Origin of the sequence: Streptomyces sp. NPDC051105, assembly GCF_040682795.1 — a bacterium.
GTDB lineage: Bacteria > Actinomycetota > Actinomycetes > Streptomycetales > Streptomycetaceae > Streptomyces.
The window spans coordinates 406198-425675 of record NZ_JBFBBR010000008.1 but is presented as its reverse complement, the minus strand read 5'-3'; the positions used below and the strand labels follow the sequence as shown (position 1 = coordinate 425675).

Below are 19478 nucleotides of genomic sequence, written 5' to 3'. Positions count from 1 at the left end.
TCATTTTCCGATCCGATTTCCTCGGTGCTTTCCAGGTTCCCGCTCTCGCGTTTCCCTTTCCGGCGATTCCGACTCTATCAGATCCTTTCGGCGTCCGATTCCCGGTCGGCGGGATTGTCTGGGGCTTTCCGGCTTTCGCTTGTCGGCCTTTCGACATTCACTACGTTAGCCGATTCCCTGCGAGACTCATAATCGAGTGCCATGAGTTCGAATTCGGGCATGCGGACATGACGAATTCGACCCCGCCAGGGGAAGTCGTAGTAGTGGGTGGCCGCTTCCGGCTGCTGGCGAATGCCGTACCCGGTTCAAGCGGCTCGGGCTACGTTACGCACCTTCCAGGGACGCGTCAACTTGAGCGGCGCCGGGGTGCATGGGCCCGATAGGGACTGACCGTCGGGTCATTGGCAATCCAGTAACGCCAGGGATGGGCGTCACCGTTGCCTCCCTCGCCGGCGACTCCGGTGCGCGGGCCGTTCCGCACCTGGTCGGGGGGCACGGGAGTACCGGTGAGCATCCGCAGCGGTGTCTCGCCGGCGGCGCACGCGTCCGTGCCGTCCAGGGCTCGATCGACACCCAGGGCGGTGGCCAGGCGGGCCGGGCCTTTGGCCAGTTCTCTGTCGTATCGGGCCGAAAGTCGACGTTTGCGTGCGAGCTCGGCGCCCTCGACGATCTCGCCGGCGCGGAGCAGGACCGCGCTGGGTCGGCCCTCCGGGCCGCAGACGAGGTTCATGCAGAACCACATGCCATAGGTGAAGTAGACGTACACGTGTCCGGGTGGGCCGAACATCACCTCGTTGCGGGGTGTGCGTCCGCGATAGGCGTGCGACCCGGGGTCGTTCGGACCGTCGTACGCCTCCACCTCGGTGAGGCGCACCGCGATCGGGCCGTCCGGGGTGGTGCGGAGGAGGATGCGGCCGAGGAGGTCGGGGGCGACCTCCAGTACAGGGCGGTCGAAGAAGTCCCTGGGGAGTGGCGTACGGTCCGGGGGCGCGATCATGGCGTCCGAGCCTAGTCCAGGCCGGTCGTGCCAAAGGGTGGTCAAGGATTCGTCTCCTTGCCAGGGTGTGGGCCGGAACCGGTCGCGGCCGGATCGCGTTTCTAGGGTTCAAGGATCCGTACGTAAAGGGAGAGTCATGGGGTTCAAGAAGCTGCTCGCGAGCCTGGGGGCCGGTGGGGCTTCCGTCGAGACGGTGCTCACCGAGGTCAACGTCGTGCCAGGCGGTGTCGTCCAGGGCGAGGTGCGGATCCAGGGCGGCTCGGTGAACCAGGAGATCCAGGGGCTGTCCGTGGGTCTCCAGGCGCGGGTCGAGGTGGAGAGCGGCGACGAGGAGTACAAGCAGAACATCGACTTCGGCAAGGCGCGGCTCGGCGGTGCCTTCGAGCTGCAGGCCGGGGCGGTGCACGCGGTGCCGTTCGGGCTGGAGATCCCGTGGGAGACACCCGTCACGATGATCGACGGGCAGGCGCTGCGCGGGATGCACATCGGGGTGACCACCGAACTGGAGATCGCGCGTGCCGTCGACTCCGGTGACCTGGACCCGATCAACGTGCACCCGCTGCCGGCGCAGAAGGCCATCCTGGACGCCTTCATCCAGCTGGGCTTCCGCTTCAAGAACGCGGACCTGGAACGCGGTCACATCCGGGGGACCCGCCAGACGCTCCCGTTCTACCAGGAGGTCGAGTTCCACCCGCCGTCCCAGTACCGCGGACTGAACCAGGTCGAGCTGAGCTTCGTGGCGGACGCGCACGCCATGGACGTCATCCTCGAAATGGACAAGAAGCCGGGACTGTTCAGCGAGGGCAGTGACACCTTCCGGTCGTTCCAGGTGGGTCTGCAGGACTTCCACGGGACCGACTGGGCGGCTTATCTCAACCAGTGGCTGTCCGAAGTCGGCAGCAAGCGCAACTGGTTCTAGGCTCGGGAACCACGGAGTCCGTAACGGCTTCCGTAAGCGATCAGCATCGATCAGGAGGTACCGAGGTGACCGAGCTCAAGCGGCGGCCTCTCCCCCATGACTTCCATCCATCCGTCCCGTCGTTCACGGTGACGAGCGAGGACGTCGAGGAAGGGGGGACGCTCAAGGACGCTCAGGTCTACGCGAAGGGCAACACCTCGCCGCAGCTGCGGTGGGAGGGCTTCCCGGCCGGGACCAAGAGCTTCGCCGTGACCTGCTACGACCCGGACGCCCCGACGGGGAGCGGGTTCTGGCACTGGTCCGTGTTCGACATTCCGGCCTCGGTGACCGAGCTGCCGGCGGGTGCGGGCAGCGGCAAGTTCGAGGGCCTGCCCGAGGGCGCCGTACAGGTGCGCAACGACTACGGGTCGAAGGACTTCGGCGGTGCCGCGCCGCCGCCCGGGGACGGACCGCACCGGTACGTCTTCACGGTGTACGCGGTGGACCAGGAGAAGCTCGGACCGGACGCCGATGTGTCGCCTGCCGTCGTCGGGTTCAATCTGCGGTTCCACGCGATCGCCCGTGCCCAGTTGATCGGCGAGTACGAGAACCCCGAGAAGGGCTGACGCACCGCGCGAAATCAGCCAAGCGTTCATTGAACGTTTGCCCGTCCCTGGTCTTGGAAGTGATCAGGGGCGGGCAGTTTTTATTGCGTTGTCCATCTCGGCGCGCCCGTCCAGAGTTGATCCAAGCCCGCCGGGGGTGGGCACGGTGCACATGGGAGGTGGGCTGGATGCGTGACACGCTGGTGCTGAACGCGAGCTTCGAGCCGCTGTCTACGGTGACTCTGAATCGAGCCGTCGTCCTGGTGCTCCAGGACAAGGCCGTCGTCGAGCAGGCCCACCCCGAACTGCGCATGCGCGGTGCCGAGGTGGACATACCCGCGCCTCGGGTGATCAGGCTCTGCAGGTATGTACGGGTGCCGTTCCGGAGACAGGCGCCCTGGTCGAGGCGGGGTGTGCTGGTCAGGGACCGGCACCGGTGCGCGTACTGCGGGCGGCGGGCGACGACCGTCGACCACGTGGTGCCTCGGGCCCAGGGCGGTCAGGACTCTTGGCTGAACACGGTGGCCTCGTGCGCGGAGGACAATCACCGGAAGGCGGACCGGACGCCCGAGCAGGCGGGGATGCCGTTGCTTCGGAGGCCGTTCGAGCCTTCGCCGCAGGATGCGATGCTGCTGGCCATGGGGGCCGAGGACTTGGCCGCGCTTCCTGAGTGGCTGTCCGGAGATGTTGCGGCCTAGTCGTCTGCCTGGCTGAGTTCGTCGGGCGGCTACAGGTCGTTCGTGGTTGTTCGCGCAGTTCCCCGCGCCCCCAGGAAGTGGGCACGGGGAACGCTTTGTTTGCAGGGACGCCTAGTCGATGTTCGGCTTCTCGCGGCGTTCCTGGGCCGGGACGCTGCCGCTGCCGCCCGAACCGCCGCCCAGGTTGCCGAAGTTGCCCATCGCGCCGGACAGGCCCTTGAGGGCGTCGCCGATCTCGCTGGGGACGATCCAGAGCTTGTTGGCGTCGCCCTCGGCGATCTTCGGGAGCATCTGCAGGTACTGGTAGGAGAGAAGCTTCTGGTCCGGGTCGCCGGCGTGGATCGCCTCGAAGACCGTGCGGACCGCCTGGGCCTCGCCCTCGGCGCGCAGGGCGGCCGCCTTGGCCTCACCCTCGGCGCGCAGGATCTGGGACTGCTTCTCGCCTTCGGCGGTGAGGATCGCCGCCTGCCGCGTACCTTCCGCGGTGAGGATCGCGGCGCGCTTGTCACGGTCGGCGCGCATCTGCTTCTCCATCGAGTCCTGGATGGAGGTCGGTGGCTCGATCGCCTTGAGTTCGACGCGGTTGACGCGGATGCCCCACTTGCCGGTGGCCTCGTCGAGGACGCCGCGCAGGGCCGCGTTGATCTCCTCGCGGGAGGTCAGGGTGCGTTCCAGGTCCATGCCGCCGATGATGTTGCGGAGCGTGGTGACCGTGAGCTGCTCGATGGCCTGGATGTAGCTGGCGACTTCGTAGGTGGCCGCTCGCGCGTCGGTGACCTGGTAGTAGATGACCGTGTCGATGTTCACGACCAGGTTGTCCTGGGTGATCACCGGCTGGGGCGGGAACGGTACGACCTGTTCACGCAGGTCGATGCGGTTGCGGATGGTGTCGATGAACGGAACTACGATGTTCAGGCCCGCGTTCAGGGTCCGCGTGTAGCGGCCGAAGCGCTCGACGATGGCGGCGCTCGCCTGTGGGATGACTTGGATCGTCTTGATCAAGGCGATGAAGACCAACACCACCAGAATGACCAGGACGATGATGACCGGTTCCATCGTCGCTCCCCGTACCCTTCTCCGCCTCGGCGCTCGGCAGATCTTATGGTTGTCGAAGATCTTGCTGGACGAGTCTGACAGACCCTCGCCCAACTCGGGAGTCCTTCCGCTGAGTTGCGTCGTACGAGGTCAGATGACGATAGCCGTGGCCCCCTCGATCTCCACGACGTCCACTTCCTCTCCGGCTTCGTAGGCGCGCCCGGTGTCGAGCGAGCGTGCCGACCAGACCTCGCCGGCCAGCTTGATCCGTCCGCCGGAGCCGTCGACGCGTTCCAGTACGACGGCCTGCTTGCCCTTCAACGCGTCGATGCCCGTGGCGAGTTGGGGTCGCTGGGCGGCGTGCCTGGCCGCGATGGGCCGTACGACGGCGATCAGGGCGACGGAGACGACGACGAAGACGAGTACCTGGATCACGACGTCCGCACCGAGTCCGGCGGTGGCCGCGGCGGCCAGCGCGCCGACCGCGAACATGCCGAACTCCGGCATGGCGGTCACCACGAGCGGGATTCCGAGCGCCGCCGCGCCGACGAGCCACCACACCCATGCGTCGATGCTGTTCACCTTGTCATGGTAGGGCCGCGGGTGCCGACGCCGACAGGGTGCTTTCCCGGGGCGGAACGCCCGTCAGGAGCCGTCAGGAACCCTTAGGACAGGGGGAGTCCGTGGGCCGTCCAGCGGTCGCCGAGCTGTTCGACGACGAGCGGGAGGCCGAAGCAGAGGGAGAGGTTGCGGGAGGAGAGTTCGAGCTCGAGGGGGCCGGCGGTGAGGACCTTGCCCTGGCGGATCATCAGGACGTGGGTGAACCCGGGGGCGATCTCCTCGACATGATGGGTGACCATGATCATGGAGGGGGCGATCGGGTCACGGGCGAGCCGGCCGAGGCGGCGGACCAGGTCCTCGCGGCCGCCGAGGTCGAGGCCGGCGGCGGGCTCGTCGAGCAGCAGCAGTTCGGGGTCGGTCATCAGGGCGCGGGCGATCAGGGTGCGCTTGCGCTCGCCCTCGGAGAGGGTGCCGAACTTCCGGTCCACGTAGTCGGTCATGCCGAGCCGGTCGAGGAAGGCGCGGGCGCGCTGCTCGTCGACCTCGTCGTACTCCTCCTGCCAGTGGGCGGTCATGCCGTAGGCGGCGGTGAGCACGGTCTCCAGCACGGTCTGGCGCTTGGGGAGCTTCTCGGCCATGGCGATGCCGGCCACGCCGATGCGGGGGCGCAGGTCGAAGACGTCGACCCTGCCGAGGGTGTCGCCGAGGATGGTGGCGGTGCCCTTGCTGGGGAAGAGGTAGCTGGAGGCGATGTTCAGGAGGGTGGTCTTGCCGGCGCCGTTGGGGCCGAGGATGACCCAGCGCTCGCCCTCCTTCACCGACCAGGAGACCTGGTCCACCAGAGCCCGGCCCTCCCGGACCACGGATACGTCCTGAAGCTCCAGAACATCGCTCATGAGCGCGTTGTCTCCCCTTGCAGTGTGGCCGGTCTCGGCTGGCGCGTACGCCTGTGGCTCGGGCGGCGGCGTCGGTGGGCGCAGCCCTTATGAAATCTACGCCACGCGTACGGCGCTCCATTCCATCGGTCCGGTCCTTAGGGTGGAGGCATGCTTTCGGAACAGCGCTCAGGACGCCTCGCCGCATGGGGAAATGCCCTATTGGCCGGACTTGTCTCTCCGGATGACGCCGTGCTCGCCATCGTCGGCGAGGACGCGGTGCATCGGGTGGAGGGGCTGCCCGGGGAGTCCGCTCCGGTCGGGCTCACGCTGGCGCTGGGGCGGCTGCGGTCGCTGGGGGCGACCGGGCTGCGGGTCGCGCTGCCTGCGTCGGGGCATCCGTTGGGACTCAGCGGTCCGCCGGGGTTCAACGCGCGGGCCCTGGAGGCCGAGGAGGCGGTGATCTGTTACGGCGCCGCGTTCGGGCTGGTGCCGGAGGTGTACGAGGCCGGTCCCGCCGGTGATGTGCATGTCGAGGTGGTCTGGCATGTGCTGCCGGTGCGCGAGGCGCCGCCTGCGGACGTGCCCTCGCTGGGCGAGGCTGAGCGGGAGCTGGCGGAGGCGCTCAGGGACGCGACCGAGATGCTGGCGAAACTGGATGTCGCCGGCTCGGGCCCGGTGGCGGAGGCGGCGATCGACGCGTACCGGGCGCGGGCCGAGCGGGGGCGGGAGGTGCTGGCCCCCGGTTACCCGCCGCGTGCGGTGCGGGTGCTCGAGCTGGCGCAGCGGGTCGGGTTGCTGATCTCGCTGGCCTACGAGAACGGGCACGGAGGCGCGGTGAGCGCGTCGGAGATGGCGGCGCGGTCGCTGGCCCTGCGGCCGGTGGAGCGGACGGCCCGGCGGGCGCAGGTGGCGGCGTACAACTCGGTGGTGGAGGAGCGCGAGCGGGGGCGTTAGAGCGTCCGAGGGCTACGCCGGGGGGCGTAGCCCTCGACGGTGGCGCCGGTCCTATTTGTTGACCGCGATGTTGCCGAAGGCGGGGTTCAGGAGGCCGGCCAGGCCTTCCGGGGGCGCCCGGAAGGCCGGAGGTCGATGCCGCCGAGCGGCGCGGTCTCAGTGGTTGAGGCCGAGGTTGCCGAAGGCGGGGTTCAGCACGCCGATGACGTTGACGCTGTTGCCGACGGCGTTGACCGGGATGTGCACCGGGGCCTGGATGACGTTGCCCGAGACGACGCCCGGAGAGCCCTGGGCCTTGCCGTCGGCGTGCGCGCCGCCGGTGTGGGCGGAGGCCATCCCCGCGCCCGCGGCCACGATCCCGCCGGCCACCATCGTCACGGCCGCTGCCTTCTTCAGGTTCTTCACTTCTTGAGCCTCCTTGGCGATCGCCACGGCGGTCGCCGCGGCACGCACTGAAGAACGCCGATGGCCGGGCGAGGATGCGCCGTCCGGGTGACATTCCCACGACGGTATGAATCTCAGCCCGTAGGACGACCCTTCATGTTGCCGCCGGTGAAGCGTTACGGAAAACGTTTCAGCCGGTCACGCTATGGCGCACGGCCCACAGGGCGGCCTGGGTGCGGTCGGCGAGGTCGAGTTTCATCAGGATGTTCGAGACGTGCGTCTTGACGGTCTTCTCGGAGAGCACCAGGGCGCGGGCTATCTCGCGGTTGGAGCGGCCGTCGGCGATCAGCCCGAGCACCTCGCGCTCCCGCTCGGTGAGCGAACCGCCCCTGCCATGACCGGAGCTGGCCTCCTCCTGGGAGAGGAGGGCACCGGCCACCTCGGGCTGGAGCAGGACGTGTCCGGCGTACACCGAGCGGATGGCGGTGGCGAGCGCGTCGGGATCGACGTCCTTGTAGACGTACCCGGCGGCGCCGGCGCGCAGGGCCGGGACCACCGTCCGCTGCTCGGTGAAGCTGGTGACGATGAGCACGCGCGCGGGGTTGTCGAGTTCGCGGAGCCTGCGCAGGGCCTCCACGCCGTCCATGCCGGGCATCTTGACGTCCATGAGGACGACGTCGGGGCTCAGCTCCTGGGCGCGCTCGACCCCTTCGGCGCCGTCGGCGGCCTCGCCGACGACCTCTATGTCGTCCTGGACCTCCAGGAAGGTACGCAGGCCCCGGCGGACGACCTGGTGGTCGTCCACGAGCAGGACCCTGATCGCGTCAGCCACCGGGGACCTCCATCTCGATCGTGGTGCCCTTGCCGGGCGCCGATTCCACGGTCAGCGTGCCGCCGACCCCGCCTGCCCGGTCCCGCATGGAGACCAGGCCGAGGTGGCGTCCGGCACTGCGGGTGAGGTGCGGGTCGAAGCCGCTGCCGTCGTCCGTGACCCGCAGCACGGCACCACCGCCGCGCCGGTTCACGGTCACGTCGACGTGCTCGGCTCCGGAGTGCCGCAGGGCGTTGTGCAGGGCTTCCTGGGCCACCCGGAGCAATGCCTCCTCCTGGGCGGCGGGCAGGGCGCGGAAGCCGCTGGCGGCGAAGGTCACGCGCGCGCCGTGGGCGCGGTCGAGGACCTGGACCTGGGTGCGGAGGGTGGCGACCAGTCCGTCCTCGTCGAGGGCGGCCGGGCGCAGCTCCACGACGGCCGCGCGCAGTTCCTCGGTGGCCTCGGCGGCGAGCGCGGCCACCTGCTGCAACTCGCCCTTGGCGCGGGAGGGGTCGCGGTCGATCAGGGCGGCGGCGGCCTGGGCGGTCAGGCGCAGGGAGAACAGTTTCTGGCTCACCGCGTCGTGCAGCTCGTGGGCGAGCCGGGAGCGTTCCTCGGCGATGGTCAGCTCGCGGCTGCGCTCGTAGAGGCGGGCGTTGGTGAGGGCGATCGCGGCGTGCTGGGCGAGGGTGGAGAGCAGTTCCTCGTCCTCCGCGGTGAAGCCGCAGCCGCCTTCGGGTTTCCGGCAGTCCTTGTTGGCCAGGAACAACGCGCCGATGACCTCGTCGCCGTCCCGGATCGGCAGGCCCAGGAAGTCGGACATCTCGGGGTGCGCCGACGGCCAGCCCTCGAAGCGGGGGTCCTTGCGGACGTCGGCGAGCCGCTCGACCTTCGCCTCGTGGAGCATCGCGGCGAGGATGCCGTGCTGGCGCGGGAGCGGGCCGATGGCCTTCCACTGGGCGTCGGTGACACCGTCGACGACGAACTGGGCGAAGCCGCCGTGGTCGTCGGGGACCCCGAGCGCCGCGTACTGCGCGTCGAGCAGCTCACGGGCCGAGGCGACGATCGTCTTGAGGACGTCGCGCACCTCCAGGTGCCTGCTCATGGCCAGCAGCGCGGCGCTGACCGCCGCGAGGCCGGACCGGGGACCTTGACTCATGCCCTCACGGTACCGGCGGGGTGTGACACCGCGGATCGGCCGATGGTGGCGGGGCGCGGGCCGATGGCCGTAGGTCCCGGGTCCTAGGGCGCAGGCCCCGGACCGGCGGCGTAGTCCTAAGGGCCCCGCCGGATTGCGCCCCGCGTCCGAGGCGGCCGGGGCGGTGCCGTTCCTAGGTTGAGGTCACCGCCGACGCGGGCGGACGGAGCCGAGGGGACGGTTGTCATGCCGGTAGCGATCATCACGGGGGCGTCGAAGGGGCTGGGGCGGGCGCTGGCGGAGGCGCTGGCCGCGCGGGGTTGGGACCTGGTGCTGGACGCCAGGGGTGTGGGGGCGCTCAAAGAGGCGGCGGAGGCCGTCGCGGGGGCCGGGACGCGGGTGGCGGCACTGCCCGGCGATGTCACGGACGCCGGGCACCGGGCCGAGCTGGTGGCCGCGGCGCGCCGGCTGGGCGGCCTGGACCTGCTGGTGAGCAATGCCAGCGCGCTGGGTGCCGAGCCGCTGGTGCGCCTCGGCGAGCTGCCCCTGGCCGGGCTGCGCCGGGCGCTGGAGGTGAATGTGGTGGCCGCGCTGGGCCTGGTCCAGGAGGCGCTGCCGCTGCTGCGGGAGTCGGCGACGGGGGCGGTGATCGCGGTCAGCTCGGACGCGGGCGCGGAGGCGTACGAGACCTGGGGCGGGTACGGCGCCTCGAAGGCGGCCCTGGACCAGCTGGCGGCCGTGCTCGGGGTGGAGGAGCCGGGGCTGCGGGTGTGGGCGGTGGATCCCGGGGACATGGCGACCGGCCTGTACGCGGCGGCGGTACCGGACGACGACGATCCACGGCCGGCACCGGAGAGTGTCGTGCCGGCGTTCCTGTGGTTGCTCGACGAGCGGCCGGCGAGCGGGCGGTACGGGGCGCCGGCTCTGGTGGAGGGACGATGACGACCGCTCTGAGGGTGCCGGAGGAGCTGTCCGCGCGGGTGCCGGCCGAGCAGCGCGGGCCGGGTCTTGAGCGGGATGCCGTACGGCTGCTGGTGTCGCGCGGGACGGCGGTGTCGCATCACGCCTTCGCCGAGCTGCCGGTGCTGCTGCGGGCCGGGGACCTGCTGGTGGTGAACACCTCGCCGACGCTGGCGTCCGCCGTGGACGGACGGATCGGGCACGCGCGCGTGGTGGTGCACTTCTCCACGCGCGGTGACGACGGCCGGTGGGCGGTCGAGCTGCGGGAACCGGACGGCAGGGGAACGACACGCGCGCGTGCGGGCGCGTCCGCGGGGAGCGAGGTGCGGCTGCCCGGGGGTGGGCGGCTGGTTCTGGCGGAGCCGCTGAGTGCGCGGGGCGAGCGGCTGCGGTGGGCGCGGGCGTCGGGGGACGTGCCGGGGACGCTGCGGGAGCACGGGCGGCCCATTCGTTACTCCTATACGGAGCGGGACCAGCCGTTGTCCGTGTACCAGACGGTGTTCGCGCTGCCCTCGGCCGACGGGGCCGGGAGTGCGGAGATGCCGAGTGCGGCGCGGCCCTTCACCGCGCGGCTGGTGACGGAGCTGGTGAGCCGGGGTGTGCAGTTCGCGCCGATCACGTTGCACACGGGGGTGTCGTCGGCGGAGGCGCACGAGCCGCCGTATGCGGAACGTTTCGCCGTGCCGGAGGCGTCGGCGCGGCTGATCAACGCGGCCAGGGCGGATGGCAGGCGGGTGGTCGCCGTCGGGACGACCGCCGTGCGGGCCGTGGAGTCGGCCGCGGGCGCCGACGGGGTGGTGCGGGCGGCCGAGGGGTGGACTGAGCTCGTCGTGACACCCGAGCGGGGGGTGCGGGTGGTGGACGGACTGCTGACGGGGCTGCACGAGCCGGAGGCCTCGCATCTGCTGATGCTGGAGGCGGTCGCGGGACGGGCGGCCGTCGACCGCGGCTACGAGGAGGCGCTGCGCGGGCTCTACCTGTGGCACGAGTTCGGGGACGTGCACCTCATCCTCCCGGAGGAGGAGCCTCACACAGAGCATTGCGCCAGCAACTCCTGGTGAGATTCATGTGCGGCCTATGTGAGGCCGCACATAGGGCGCACATCACGTACGAACGGACATAGGAGATAAAGGGTCCCGCAGTGAACGGCGCAGACTGCCTAGTCTGTCCCGTTTTGCCCTTCCGGGCTCTACTACGGGGGATCGTACGTCACACCTTTGCCAGGGCATTTTGCGGCCGCTAAGAATGGCTCCCGTCGCTCAGCACCGCGGGTTCCCCCCGCGGTGTTCGTGCGGGAGGAGCCGGTCTCCCCCGCGGACAACGAGCGACCTCCGCGCTATCCGAAGAGGTCCACTGCTATGCCCAAGCACTCCCACAGTCCCACGCTGACCAAGCATCACAAGATCGCGCTCGCCGGTGTCGCCACGCTCGGCGCCGCCGCCCTCGCCTTCTCCGCCGTGCCCAGCAGCGCGGAGACCGTCGCGACCGGGTCCCCCCAGACCGCGGCCCAGGTGGCCTACGGCACGGAGCAGTTCAAGGACGTCAAGGGCACGGTCACCGACCAGCTCGCGCTCCAGAGCGTCAAGGTCGAGGCGATCGCCGCCAAGAAGAAGGCGGTCACGCCCCACACCCTGCACCTGGCCCACGTGAAGCAGGCCCACGCCCTGCACGTGGCCCACGTGAAGAAGGTCCAGGCGGCGCACGCGGCCCACACGGCGCACGTGAAGAAGGCCCACGCGGCCCACACCGCCAAGGTCAAGGCCGCCCACACCGCCCACGTGAAGCACGTCGAGGCCGCCGCCAAGCAGGCCGCCCACGCCGCCCACGTGAAGCACGCCGCCAAGCAGGCCGCGAGCCGGTCCGCGCAGCGCCCGCAGATCCAGCAGGTCGCCGCGAAGACCTACTCGAACACCCTCGACGGCTGGATCCGCCAGGCCCTCGACATCATGAACGCCAAGGGCATCCCGGGCTCGTACAACGGCCTGCACCGCAACATCATGCGGGAGTCCTCCGGCAACCCGAACGCCATCAACAACTGGGACATCAACGCCATCAACGGCATCCCCTCCAAGGGTCTGCTGCAGGTCATCCCCCCGACCTTCGCCACGTACCACGTCAACGGCACGTCCTGGAACATCTACGACCCGGTGGCCAACATCACCGCGGCCGCCAACTACGCGGCGCACCGGTACGGCTCGATCGACAACGTCAACAGCGCGTACTGAGGCCTGCGCGGACCTCTTCACGCACACGCCGAAGGGCGGCACCCCCACTGCGGGGTGCCGCCCTTCGGCGTCGTCCGGGCGACTACTTGCGCATGACCTCGGGCTCGTGGCGGCGCAGGAAGCGGGCCACCAGGAAGCCGCAGATCACCCCGAGGACGATCAGTGCGGCCATGTCCATGGTCCAGGCGCCGGCCGTGTGGTTCCACAGCGGGTCCGTGCTGGTCGGGTCGTCGGTGTTGGGCGCGATGTTGTTGAAGTCCAGCGTGGCGCCGTCGGCGCCCACCGCCCAGCGGGACGGCATCAGGTAGGAGACCTGGTTGACGCCCACCGCTCCGTTCAGGTTGAACAGGCAGCCGGTGAAGACGACCTGGATGATCGCGAACATCACCAGCAGCGGCATGGTCTTCTCGGACGTCTTCACCAGCGAGGAGATGACCAGGCCGAACATCATCGAGGTGAAGCCGAGCCCCATGATCGGGATACAGAGCTCGAAGAGGGTGGAGTGGCCGAGGACCACGCCCTTGTCGGGGATCTCGCGGCTGGAGAAGCCGATCAGGCCGACCATCAGGCCCTGCAGCACGGTGATCACGCCGAGCACGACCACCTTGGACATCAGGTACGCCGAGCGGGACAGGCCGGTCGCCCGCTCCCGTTCGTAGATGACCCGTTCCTTGATCAGCTCACGCACCGAGTTCGCGGCGCCCGCGAAACAGGCGCCGACGGCGAGGATCAGCAGGACCGTGGTCGCCGTGCCGTTCGGGACGGGCACCCCGGTCTTCGAGCTCACCGGGTTGACCAGCAGACCCTTGTCGCTGTCGATCAGCAGGCTGACCGCGCCGAGCACCGCCGGCAGGATCACCGTCAGCGCCAGGAAGCCCTTGTCGGAGGCGATGACCGCCACGTACCGCCGCACCAGGGTCAGCAGCTGCGACCCCCAGCTCTGTGGCTTCTTCGGCCGCATCGCCTGCATCGCGGGCATCTGTACGGACTGCGGGGCAATGGCGTCGATGTCCGCGGCGTACATCTGGTAGTGCTGCGAGCCCTTCCAGCGGCCCGCCCAGTCGTAGTCGCGGTAGTTCTCGAAGGCGGAGAAGACATCGGCCCAGGTGTCGTAGCCGAAGAAGTTCAGCGCCTCCTCGGGCGGCCCGAAGTAGGCGACCGCACCGCCCGGCGCCATCACCAGGAGCTTGTCGCACAGCGCCAGCTCGGCCACCGAGTGGGTGACGACGAGGACCGTACGGCCGTCGTCGGCCAGGCCGCGCAGCAGCTGCATGACATCGCGGTCCATGCCCGGGTCGAGGCCCGAGGTGGGCTCGTCGAGGAAGATCAGCGACGGCTTGGTGAGCAGCTCCAGGGCCACCGAGACCCGCTTGCGCTGACCGCCCGAGAGGGACGTGACCTTCTTGTCCTTGTGGATGTCGAGCTTCAGCTCGCGCAGCACCTCGTCGATGCGGTCGTCGCGCTCCTGCCCGGTGGTGTCGGCAGGGAAGCGCAGCTTGGCCGCGTACTTGAGGGCCTTCTTGACGGTCAGCTCCTTGTGCAGGATGTCGTCCTGCGGGACCAGACCGATGCGCTGGCGCAGCTCGGCGAACTGCTTGTACAGGTTGCGGTTGTCGTACAGCACCTCACCCTCGTTGGCGGGGCGGTAGCCGGTGAGTGCCTTGAGCAGGGTCGACTTGCCGGATCCCGACGGGCCGATGACCGCGATCACGGACTTCTCCGGGACACCGAAGGAGACGTCCTTGAGGATCTGCTTGCCGCCGTCGACCGTGACGGTCAAGTGCCGTGCGGAGAAGGAGACTTCGCCGGTGTCGACGAACTCCTCCAGCCGGTCGCCGACGATCCGGAAGGTGGAGTGGCCGACGCCGACGATGTCGTTCGCGTCGAGCAGCGCGGTGCCGCCCTTGGCAATCGCGACACCGTTGACGTACGTCCCGTTGTGCGAGCCCAGGTCGCGGATCTCCATACGGCCGTCGGGCGTGGAGTGGAACTCCGCGTGGTGGCGCGATACTTGCAGGTCGGACACGACCAGCTCGTTCTCCAGGGCACGGCCGATGCGCATCACACGGCCGATGGAGAACTGGTGGAACGTGGTCGGGCTGCGGTCGCCGTAGACCGGCGGCGCCCCCGCGCCACCACCGGAGGCCATGGCCGGGGCGCCCTGCTGCTGCGGGATCGCCGACGGGGCCTGGTGCCAGCCCTGTTGCGGGGCCGACTGCTGCGGAGCCGCCGGCTGCGACCACCCCGCGCCGCCCGCGCCCTGGGCCGCGTACGGCTGCTGCTGGGGCTGGGGCTGCGGTGGGGCGACGGGGGCCGCGGTGCCGGAGAGGCTCAGACGCGGTCCGTCGTTCGCGTTGCCGAGGTGTACGGCCGAGCCCGGGCCGATCTCCGTCCGCTGGACCCGCTGGCTCCGCACGAAAGTGCCGTTGGTACTGCCGTGGTCCTCGATGACCCAACTGCGGCCGTCGAAGCTGATCGTGGCGTGCCGCCAGGAGACCCTGGCGTCGTCGAACACGAGGTCCCCCTGCGGATCACGTCCGAGGGTGTATGACCTGGACGGGTCGAGCGTCCAGGTACGTCCGTTTGATTCCAGTACGAGTTCCGGCACTCCAAGCCCCATGAGTAGTCCCCCGAGTTACCCCCATCACAGGGAGTCTAGGGATGTCGAACATCGTCGGGAACTATTTCAGGCTCGGCCCTCTGACCGAAAGTCGGGCCTTGCGGAGGGCTCGCACGAGCGCTTCGACTCTTTCCGTTGACGGGGTTGAAACCGGGCCGGAGAGTGGTAATCCACGCGAGGGGGACAAGCGCGGCGGAGCGGCCCGGCGCGTCCGCGGATCGGGGGGTCGGCCATGGCTTCTGGCACGTCCGGCACGGGAGTCGAGAACACGAGGCACGGCACGGGACTGCCGTGGGGCGACATCCTGCTGTCCGCGATCGCCGCGGTGAGCTGGGCGCTGATCGGCATGGCGGGTACCGCGGCACTGGGTCTGCACCTGCTGGGGGCCGACGCGGCGGGCTCGCTGGGCCCGATGACAGCGGCGGTTGTGGCACTCGGGGCGGGTGGTTCGGTCACACCGAACGGAGATCTGTCTGCATTCGGTCTGAAAGGGGCGGAGGCCACCACGGCCATCGAGATCACGCCATTGGGTGTGAGTCTGGTGGGAGCCCTCCTCCTGTCCTGGTTCTTCTTACGGTCCCTGCGCACGGCCGGAGTTGTGATCGCACCGGCCGAACTGCTCGCCCGCGCGGGCTCCGTGGTGGTGCTGTTCGTGGCGACGCTGGGCGGACTGGCCTGGGCCGGGCACTCGGTCGTGACCATCGACGGCGGGGCGCTGGGGCTGGACAAGCTGCCGGGCACCGGCGGCGGGGGCGGTCTCAAGATCCCCGGCATCGGGGATGTCGGCGGGCTGCTGCCGGACCGCCTCGGCGACCTCGTGCACGCGAACGCGGCGGTCGGCTTCAGCGTGGACACGGCGGCGACCCTGCTCGGCGGCCTCGGCTGGTCGGTCGGCATCCTGCTGATCGCCCTGCTGGCCTCGCGCCGCACTCCGCTGCCACGCGGCTGGGAGGCGGTGCACCGGGTGGTACGACCGGCGGTCTCGGCGCTGGTGACGGTACTGCTGGTGGCGGTCGCGGCGGGCTGGGCGGCGGCGGCCTTCGCGGCGGTCGGCGACCCGCACCCGGCCCGGATCATGGGCGCGGCGCTGCTCGGCGCCCCGAACGGCGTCTGGCTCGGCATCCCGATCGGCCTCTTCGTGCCGTTCGACGGCAGGGCGACGGGCGTCCTCACCATGTTCCTGCCGTATCCCCTGGACGACCTCCTGAACTCGCCGTCCGACCAGTCGGTGACCCTGCGCCGCCTGGCCGACCTGGACGGACGGGTGTGGCTGCTGGGGATCGCCGCGGCCCTGCTGATGCTGCTGGCCGGGGTGTTCACGGCGGCCCGGACACCGGTGGCCGGCAGTGGGGCCGGGGCGGGTGCGCTGCGGGGCTCGCGCGGTGACGCCGGCGACAGGGACGGGCGGGGCCCGTGTCCGGGCGTGCTCGGGTTCGCCGGGCGATGCGCGGTGCGGCTGGGAATCGCGACCGCGCTCACGCTGCCGTTGCTGGCCTGGCTGACGGACGTCTCCGTGGACGCCTCGCTGTCGGTGCTGGGCTTCGACGCCTTCGGCGCGGGCATCGAACTGCACGGGCAGCTGGGCATGGCCCTGCTCCTCGGCGCGGCCTGGGGTGCGGCGGCGGGGGCGGCGGGGGCGCTGCTGGCCTGGGCAACCGGCGCGGCCGGCACCCGCACGGCACGACTGGCACTGGGTGACGCGGGGGCCGGTGAGGCAGGCAACGGGCCGGGGTACCCGGTGGGGACCGGGACGCCGGGACGGGCCGGAGGCAGCGGGGCGGCGGGGCCTTACGCACCGGTGACCCCGCACCGTCCGCCGAATCCGCACACGAACCCCTATCTCCGGGTACCGAGCGAGCTACGCGAGCCAGGAAGCGCCGACCGGGAGACCCGACCCGAGAGGCCGGGTGAACGGCGGGACCCGGAGCCGTACGACGGAGGGGCATCCTGGCCCGATGCACGGCAGGAACCGCAGGCCCAGGCGCCGTACGACAGCCGGTTGCCTCGGCGCGACGCGCCGTGGCAACCGCAGGCGCCGGGCCCGTACGACAGGCAGCCGCCCCGGCCCGGCACGCCGCGGGAACCGCAGGCCCCGGGGCCGTATGGCGTAGGGACACCCTGGCCCGACACGCGGCAGGCACCGCAGGACTCCAGGCCCGCTGACGAGCGGGGCGGCCGGCCTGGGGGTGCGCGGGATTCGGCGGGGCCGTACGGCGGTCCGGGGCCGGGGGTGGCGCCGGCGGGTGGTCCGGGCCATCGGTCGCCGTCGGGCGCATCGTCCCCGGCGGACGGCCGGTACCCCGAGGGTCGGCGGCCGGCGGAGGAGTGGCGGTCGGCGGAGGAGTGGCGGCATGGGAGCGGCGGTGACTCCTCCGACGTACCGCCCGGTGCCGGTGATGTGTACGGCGCTCCCACCGTGGCCCGACCGGTCGACCCGCCGCCTCGCTCCTCGCGGCGCGGCCGACGGTCCCCGGACGATCCGGACGGTCCGGCGGCGGGCCCCCCGCCTCCTCCCCCGCCACCGCCACCGCCACCGCCACCGCCCGGGCGGCCCCGTCGGTGAGGTCGCTCGTCGGAGCGGGGCAGAGCGGCGTGCACCGGTGTCGTCCGGACCGTGCGTGGAGCGGCAATGAACTGTGCGTGAAGGCGCGGCCAGGGAGTATCCCCTTCCCGGTCACCGGCATCCCACGCACCTTCGGTCGTTGTGCGGAAGCAAGGCGTCCGACACCGGTCCGACACTTGTTGTTCCGTGTCCGTCAGGCGGACCACCTGCGCCGCAGGCACTGCGTGCCGGTTACGGTGGTTACACCATGAGCGATCCTCAGACCTCCGAGGTCCCTACTCTCCTCGTCAAGATTTTCGGCAAGGACAGGCCGGGCATCACGGCCGGCCTCTTCGACACCCTTGCCGCGTACATGGTCGACGTGGTCGACATCGAGCAGGTCGTCACGCGAGGCCGTCTGGTGCTGTGCGCGCTCGTGACCCAGCCCGCGGCGGGACTCGAGGGCGACCTCAGGGCGACCGTGCACAGCTGGGCCGAGTCCGTGAAGATGCAGGCGGAGATCATCTCCGGCCACGGCGACAACCGCCCGCGCGGACTCGGGCGTTCCCTGGTCACCGTCCTCGGTCACCCCCTCACCGCCGAGTCGACGGCCGCCATCGCCGCCCGGATCGCCAAGGCGGGCGGCAACATCGACCGTATCTTCCGGCTCGCCAAGTACCCGGTGACGGCAGTGGAGTTCGCGGTGTCCGGGGTGGGGACCGAGGCGCTGCGCACCGCCTTGGTCTCCGATGCGGCGGAACTCGGCGTGGATATCGCCGTCGTCGCGGCCGGTCTGCACCGGCGGGCTCAGCGCCTGGTGGTCATGGACGTGGACTCGACGCTCATCCAGGACGAGGTGATCGAACTCTTCGCCGCGCACGCCGGCTGCGAGGACGAGGTCGCCGAGGTGACGGCGGCCGCGATGCGCGGGGAGCTGGACTTCGAGCAGTCGCTGCACGCACGCGTGGCGCTGCTGAAGGGGCTGGACGAGTCGGTCGTGCAGAAGGTGCGCTCCGAGGTGCGGCTGACGCCGGGCGCCCGGACGCTGATCCGTACGCTGAAGCGGCTCGGCTACCAAGTCGGCGTGGTCTCGGGCGGTTTCACCCAGGTCACCGACGATCTCCAGGAGCGGCTCGGGCTGGACTTCGCCCAGGCCAACACGCTGGAGATCGTCAACGGGAAGCTCACCGGCCGGGTGACCGGCGAGATCGTGGACCGTGCGGGCAAGGCGCGGCTGCTGCGCCGGTTCGCCGCCGAGGCGGGCGTACCGCTGTCACAGACGGTCGCCATCGGTGACGGCGCCAACGACCTGGACATGCTGAACGCGGCCGGTCTCGGTGTCGCCTTCAACGCCAAGCCGGTCGTCCGCAAGGCCGCGCACACGGCGGTGAACTTCCCCTTCCTGGACACGGTCCTGTATCTGCTGGGGGTCACCCGCGAAGAGGTCGAGGCGGCGGACACCCACGACGAGAGCTGAACCGCCCGGCGGTCCTGTCGCGAAGGGCCCGGCTCCGAGGAGATCGGCGCCGGGCCCCTTGTCGTCCCACGCCGGAGGGCGGCGGTCGTACGGTGGTCTCAGTCGGAGGGCGCCCAGTAGTCCACGAGCGTGGCCGCGCCGGGTTCCAGGCTCTTCCAGGAGCCCTCGAAGGTCATGACGGCGAAGGCGGCGGTCGGGAAGCCCCGGCGGTTCATATGGTCGCGGGCGTCGTCCTCGGAGCTGCCGGTGAGGATCTCGGTCACCGCGTGCACGCCTGGGTTGTGGCCGATGAGGATAACGTCCTGCGCGTCGTCGGGCACCTCGTTGAGCACGGCGATCAGCTCACCCGGAGAGGCGTCGTACACCCGCTCCTCGTAGACTGTTTTCGGCCGGTGCGCGAGTTCATGGACGGCGAGCTTCCAGGTCTCGCGGGTGCGCACGGAGGTGGAGCACAGGGCCAGGTCGAAGGCGATACCGCTGTCCGCCAGCTTGCGTCCGGCGACAGCGGCTTCCGTTCGGCCCCGGTCAGCGAGCGGTCGCTCGTGGTCGGTCACCTGTGGCCAGTCGGCTTTCGCATGGCGGAAGAAGACGATCCTTCGGGATTCTGCGACGCTCATGTCACCCAGCTTCGCATGAAACAGGCCATCGGGCGCAGGGAGTTGACATGCGGCTTCGCCCGGTCCGGAGGTTGTGGG

The 19478-nt window shown here is 70.4% G+C and carries 18 protein-coding genes; 9 read left to right on the top strand and 9 right to left on the bottom strand.

Annotated elements, in window-relative coordinates:
* Positions 1 to 346 precede the first annotated feature (346 nt).
* A complete protein-coding gene (locus AB0N16_RS22435; RefSeq protein WP_365799279.1) occupies positions 347 to 997 on the bottom strand; it encodes a DNA-3-methyladenine glycosylase in 651 nt (216 codons plus the stop codon).
* Positions 998 to 1133: 136 nt separating this feature from the next.
* Between AB0N16_RS22435 and AB0N16_RS22430 the strand changes: the two genes are divergently transcribed.
* The 3 genes from AB0N16_RS22430 (at position 1134) to AB0N16_RS22420 (ending at position 3198) form a co-directional block, all read left to right on the top strand.
* Positions 1134 to 1916: a sporulation protein gene (locus AB0N16_RS22430; protein WP_365799277.1), complete on the top strand. Its 783-nt coding sequence runs from the start codon at positions 1134 to 1136 to the stop codon at positions 1914 to 1916.
* Between the two features lie 65 nt (positions 1917 to 1981).
* A complete protein-coding gene (locus AB0N16_RS22425) occupies positions 1982 to 2521 on the top strand; it encodes a YbhB/YbcL family Raf kinase inhibitor-like protein (RefSeq protein ID WP_365799274.1) in 540 nt (179 codons plus the stop codon).
* 167 nt (positions 2522 to 2688) lie between these two features.
* Positions 2689 to 3198 (top strand): HNH endonuclease, encoded by a 510-nt coding sequence (locus AB0N16_RS22420; RefSeq protein WP_365799272.1) that lies wholly within the window; start codon positions 2689 to 2691, stop codon positions 3196 to 3198.
* Positions 3199 to 3309: 111 nt separating this feature from the next.
* On the opposite strand, the gene AB0N16_RS22415 is transcribed toward AB0N16_RS22420, so the two are convergent.
* The 3 genes from AB0N16_RS22415 to AB0N16_RS22405 all read right to left on the bottom strand — a co-directional run bounded on the left by AB0N16_RS22415 (position 3310) and on the right by AB0N16_RS22405 (position 5690).
* Positions 3310 to 4254, bottom strand: a complete 945-nt coding sequence (locus AB0N16_RS22415; protein ID WP_351705772.1) for an SPFH domain-containing protein — start codon at positions 4252 to 4254, stop codon at positions 3310 to 3312.
* A gap of 129 nt (positions 4255 to 4383) precedes the next feature.
* Positions 4384 to 4815, bottom strand: coding sequence for an NfeD family protein (locus tag AB0N16_RS22410; RefSeq protein ID WP_365799270.1), 432 nt, complete (start codon positions 4813 to 4815; stop codon positions 4384 to 4386).
* Between the two features lie 83 nt (positions 4816 to 4898).
* Positions 4899 to 5690 (bottom strand): ABC transporter ATP-binding protein, encoded by a 792-nt coding sequence (locus tag AB0N16_RS22405; RefSeq protein ID WP_365799268.1) that lies wholly within the window; start codon positions 5688 to 5690, stop codon positions 4899 to 4901.
* 150 nt (positions 5691 to 5840) lie between these two features.
* On the opposite strand from AB0N16_RS22405, the gene AB0N16_RS22400 reads away from it, so the two are divergent.
* A complete protein-coding gene (locus AB0N16_RS22400; RefSeq protein WP_365799266.1) occupies positions 5841 to 6626 on the top strand; it encodes a hypothetical protein in 786 nt (261 codons plus the stop codon).
* A gap of 156 nt (positions 6627 to 6782) precedes the next feature.
* Here the strand turns inward: AB0N16_RS22400 and chpE are convergent, their stop codons facing one another.
* The 3 genes from chpE to AB0N16_RS22385 all read right to left on the bottom strand — a co-directional run bounded on the left by chpE (position 6783) and on the right by AB0N16_RS22385 (position 8980).
* Positions 6783 to 7031, bottom strand: a complete 249-nt coding sequence (chpE, locus tag AB0N16_RS22395) for a chaplin ChpE (RefSeq protein WP_365799313.1) — start codon at positions 7029 to 7031, stop codon at positions 6783 to 6785.
* A gap of 169 nt (positions 7032 to 7200) precedes the next feature.
* The gene (locus tag AB0N16_RS22390; RefSeq protein ID WP_365799264.1) at positions 7201 to 7842 is read right to left on the bottom strand and encodes a response regulator transcription factor; all 642 of its coding nucleotides are present in this window, start codon (positions 7840 to 7842) and stop codon (positions 7201 to 7203) included.
* Positions 7835 to 8980: a GAF domain-containing sensor histidine kinase gene (locus tag AB0N16_RS22385; RefSeq protein WP_365799262.1), complete on the bottom strand. Its 1146-nt coding sequence runs from the start codon at positions 8978 to 8980 to the stop codon at positions 7835 to 7837. The genes AB0N16_RS22390 and AB0N16_RS22385 overlap by 8 nt, the downstream gene beginning before the upstream one ends.
* Positions 8981 to 9205: 225 nt before the next feature.
* Here AB0N16_RS22385 and AB0N16_RS22380 point away from each other — a divergent pair, with 225 nt between their 5' ends.
* The 3 genes from AB0N16_RS22380 to AB0N16_RS22370 all read left to right on the top strand — a co-directional run bounded on the left by AB0N16_RS22380 (position 9206) and on the right by AB0N16_RS22370 (position 12144).
* Positions 9206 to 9901 (top strand): SDR family oxidoreductase, encoded by a 696-nt coding sequence (locus AB0N16_RS22380; RefSeq protein ID WP_365799260.1) that lies wholly within the window; start codon positions 9206 to 9208, stop codon positions 9899 to 9901.
* Entirely contained in the window at positions 9898 to 10980 is a 1083-nt protein-coding gene (locus AB0N16_RS22375; protein WP_365799258.1) for an S-adenosylmethionine:tRNA ribosyltransferase-isomerase, read from the top strand. Before AB0N16_RS22380 ends, AB0N16_RS22375 begins: the two co-directional genes overlap by 4 nt.
* Before the next feature lie 297 nt (positions 10981 to 11277).
* Entirely contained in the window at positions 11278 to 12144 is an 867-nt protein-coding gene (locus AB0N16_RS22370) for a transglycosylase SLT domain-containing protein (RefSeq protein ID WP_365799256.1), read from the top strand.
* 82 nt (positions 12145 to 12226) lie between these two features.
* On the opposite strand, the gene AB0N16_RS22365 is transcribed toward AB0N16_RS22370, so the two are convergent.
* Positions 12227 to 14764: an FHA domain-containing protein gene (locus tag AB0N16_RS22365; protein ID WP_365799254.1), complete on the bottom strand. Its 2538-nt coding sequence runs from the start codon at positions 14762 to 14764 to the stop codon at positions 12227 to 12229.
* Positions 14765 to 14996: 232 nt separating this feature from the next.
* Here AB0N16_RS22365 and AB0N16_RS22360 point away from each other — a divergent pair, with 232 nt between their 5' ends.
* Positions 14997 to 17327, top strand: coding sequence for a streptophobe family protein (locus AB0N16_RS22360; RefSeq protein WP_365799252.1), 2331 nt, complete (start codon positions 14997 to 14999; stop codon positions 17325 to 17327).
* Positions 17328 to 17574: 247 nt separating this feature from the next.
* A complete protein-coding gene (gene serB / locus AB0N16_RS22355; RefSeq protein ID WP_365799250.1) occupies positions 17575 to 18783 on the top strand; it encodes a phosphoserine phosphatase SerB in 1209 nt (402 codons plus the stop codon).
* Between the two features lie 98 nt (positions 18784 to 18881).
* On the opposite strand, the gene AB0N16_RS22350 is transcribed toward serB, so the two are convergent.
* Positions 18882 to 19400 (bottom strand): histidine phosphatase family protein, encoded by a 519-nt coding sequence (locus AB0N16_RS22350; RefSeq protein ID WP_365799248.1) that lies wholly within the window; start codon positions 19398 to 19400, stop codon positions 18882 to 18884.
* Positions 19401 to 19478: the final 78 nt, after the last annotated feature.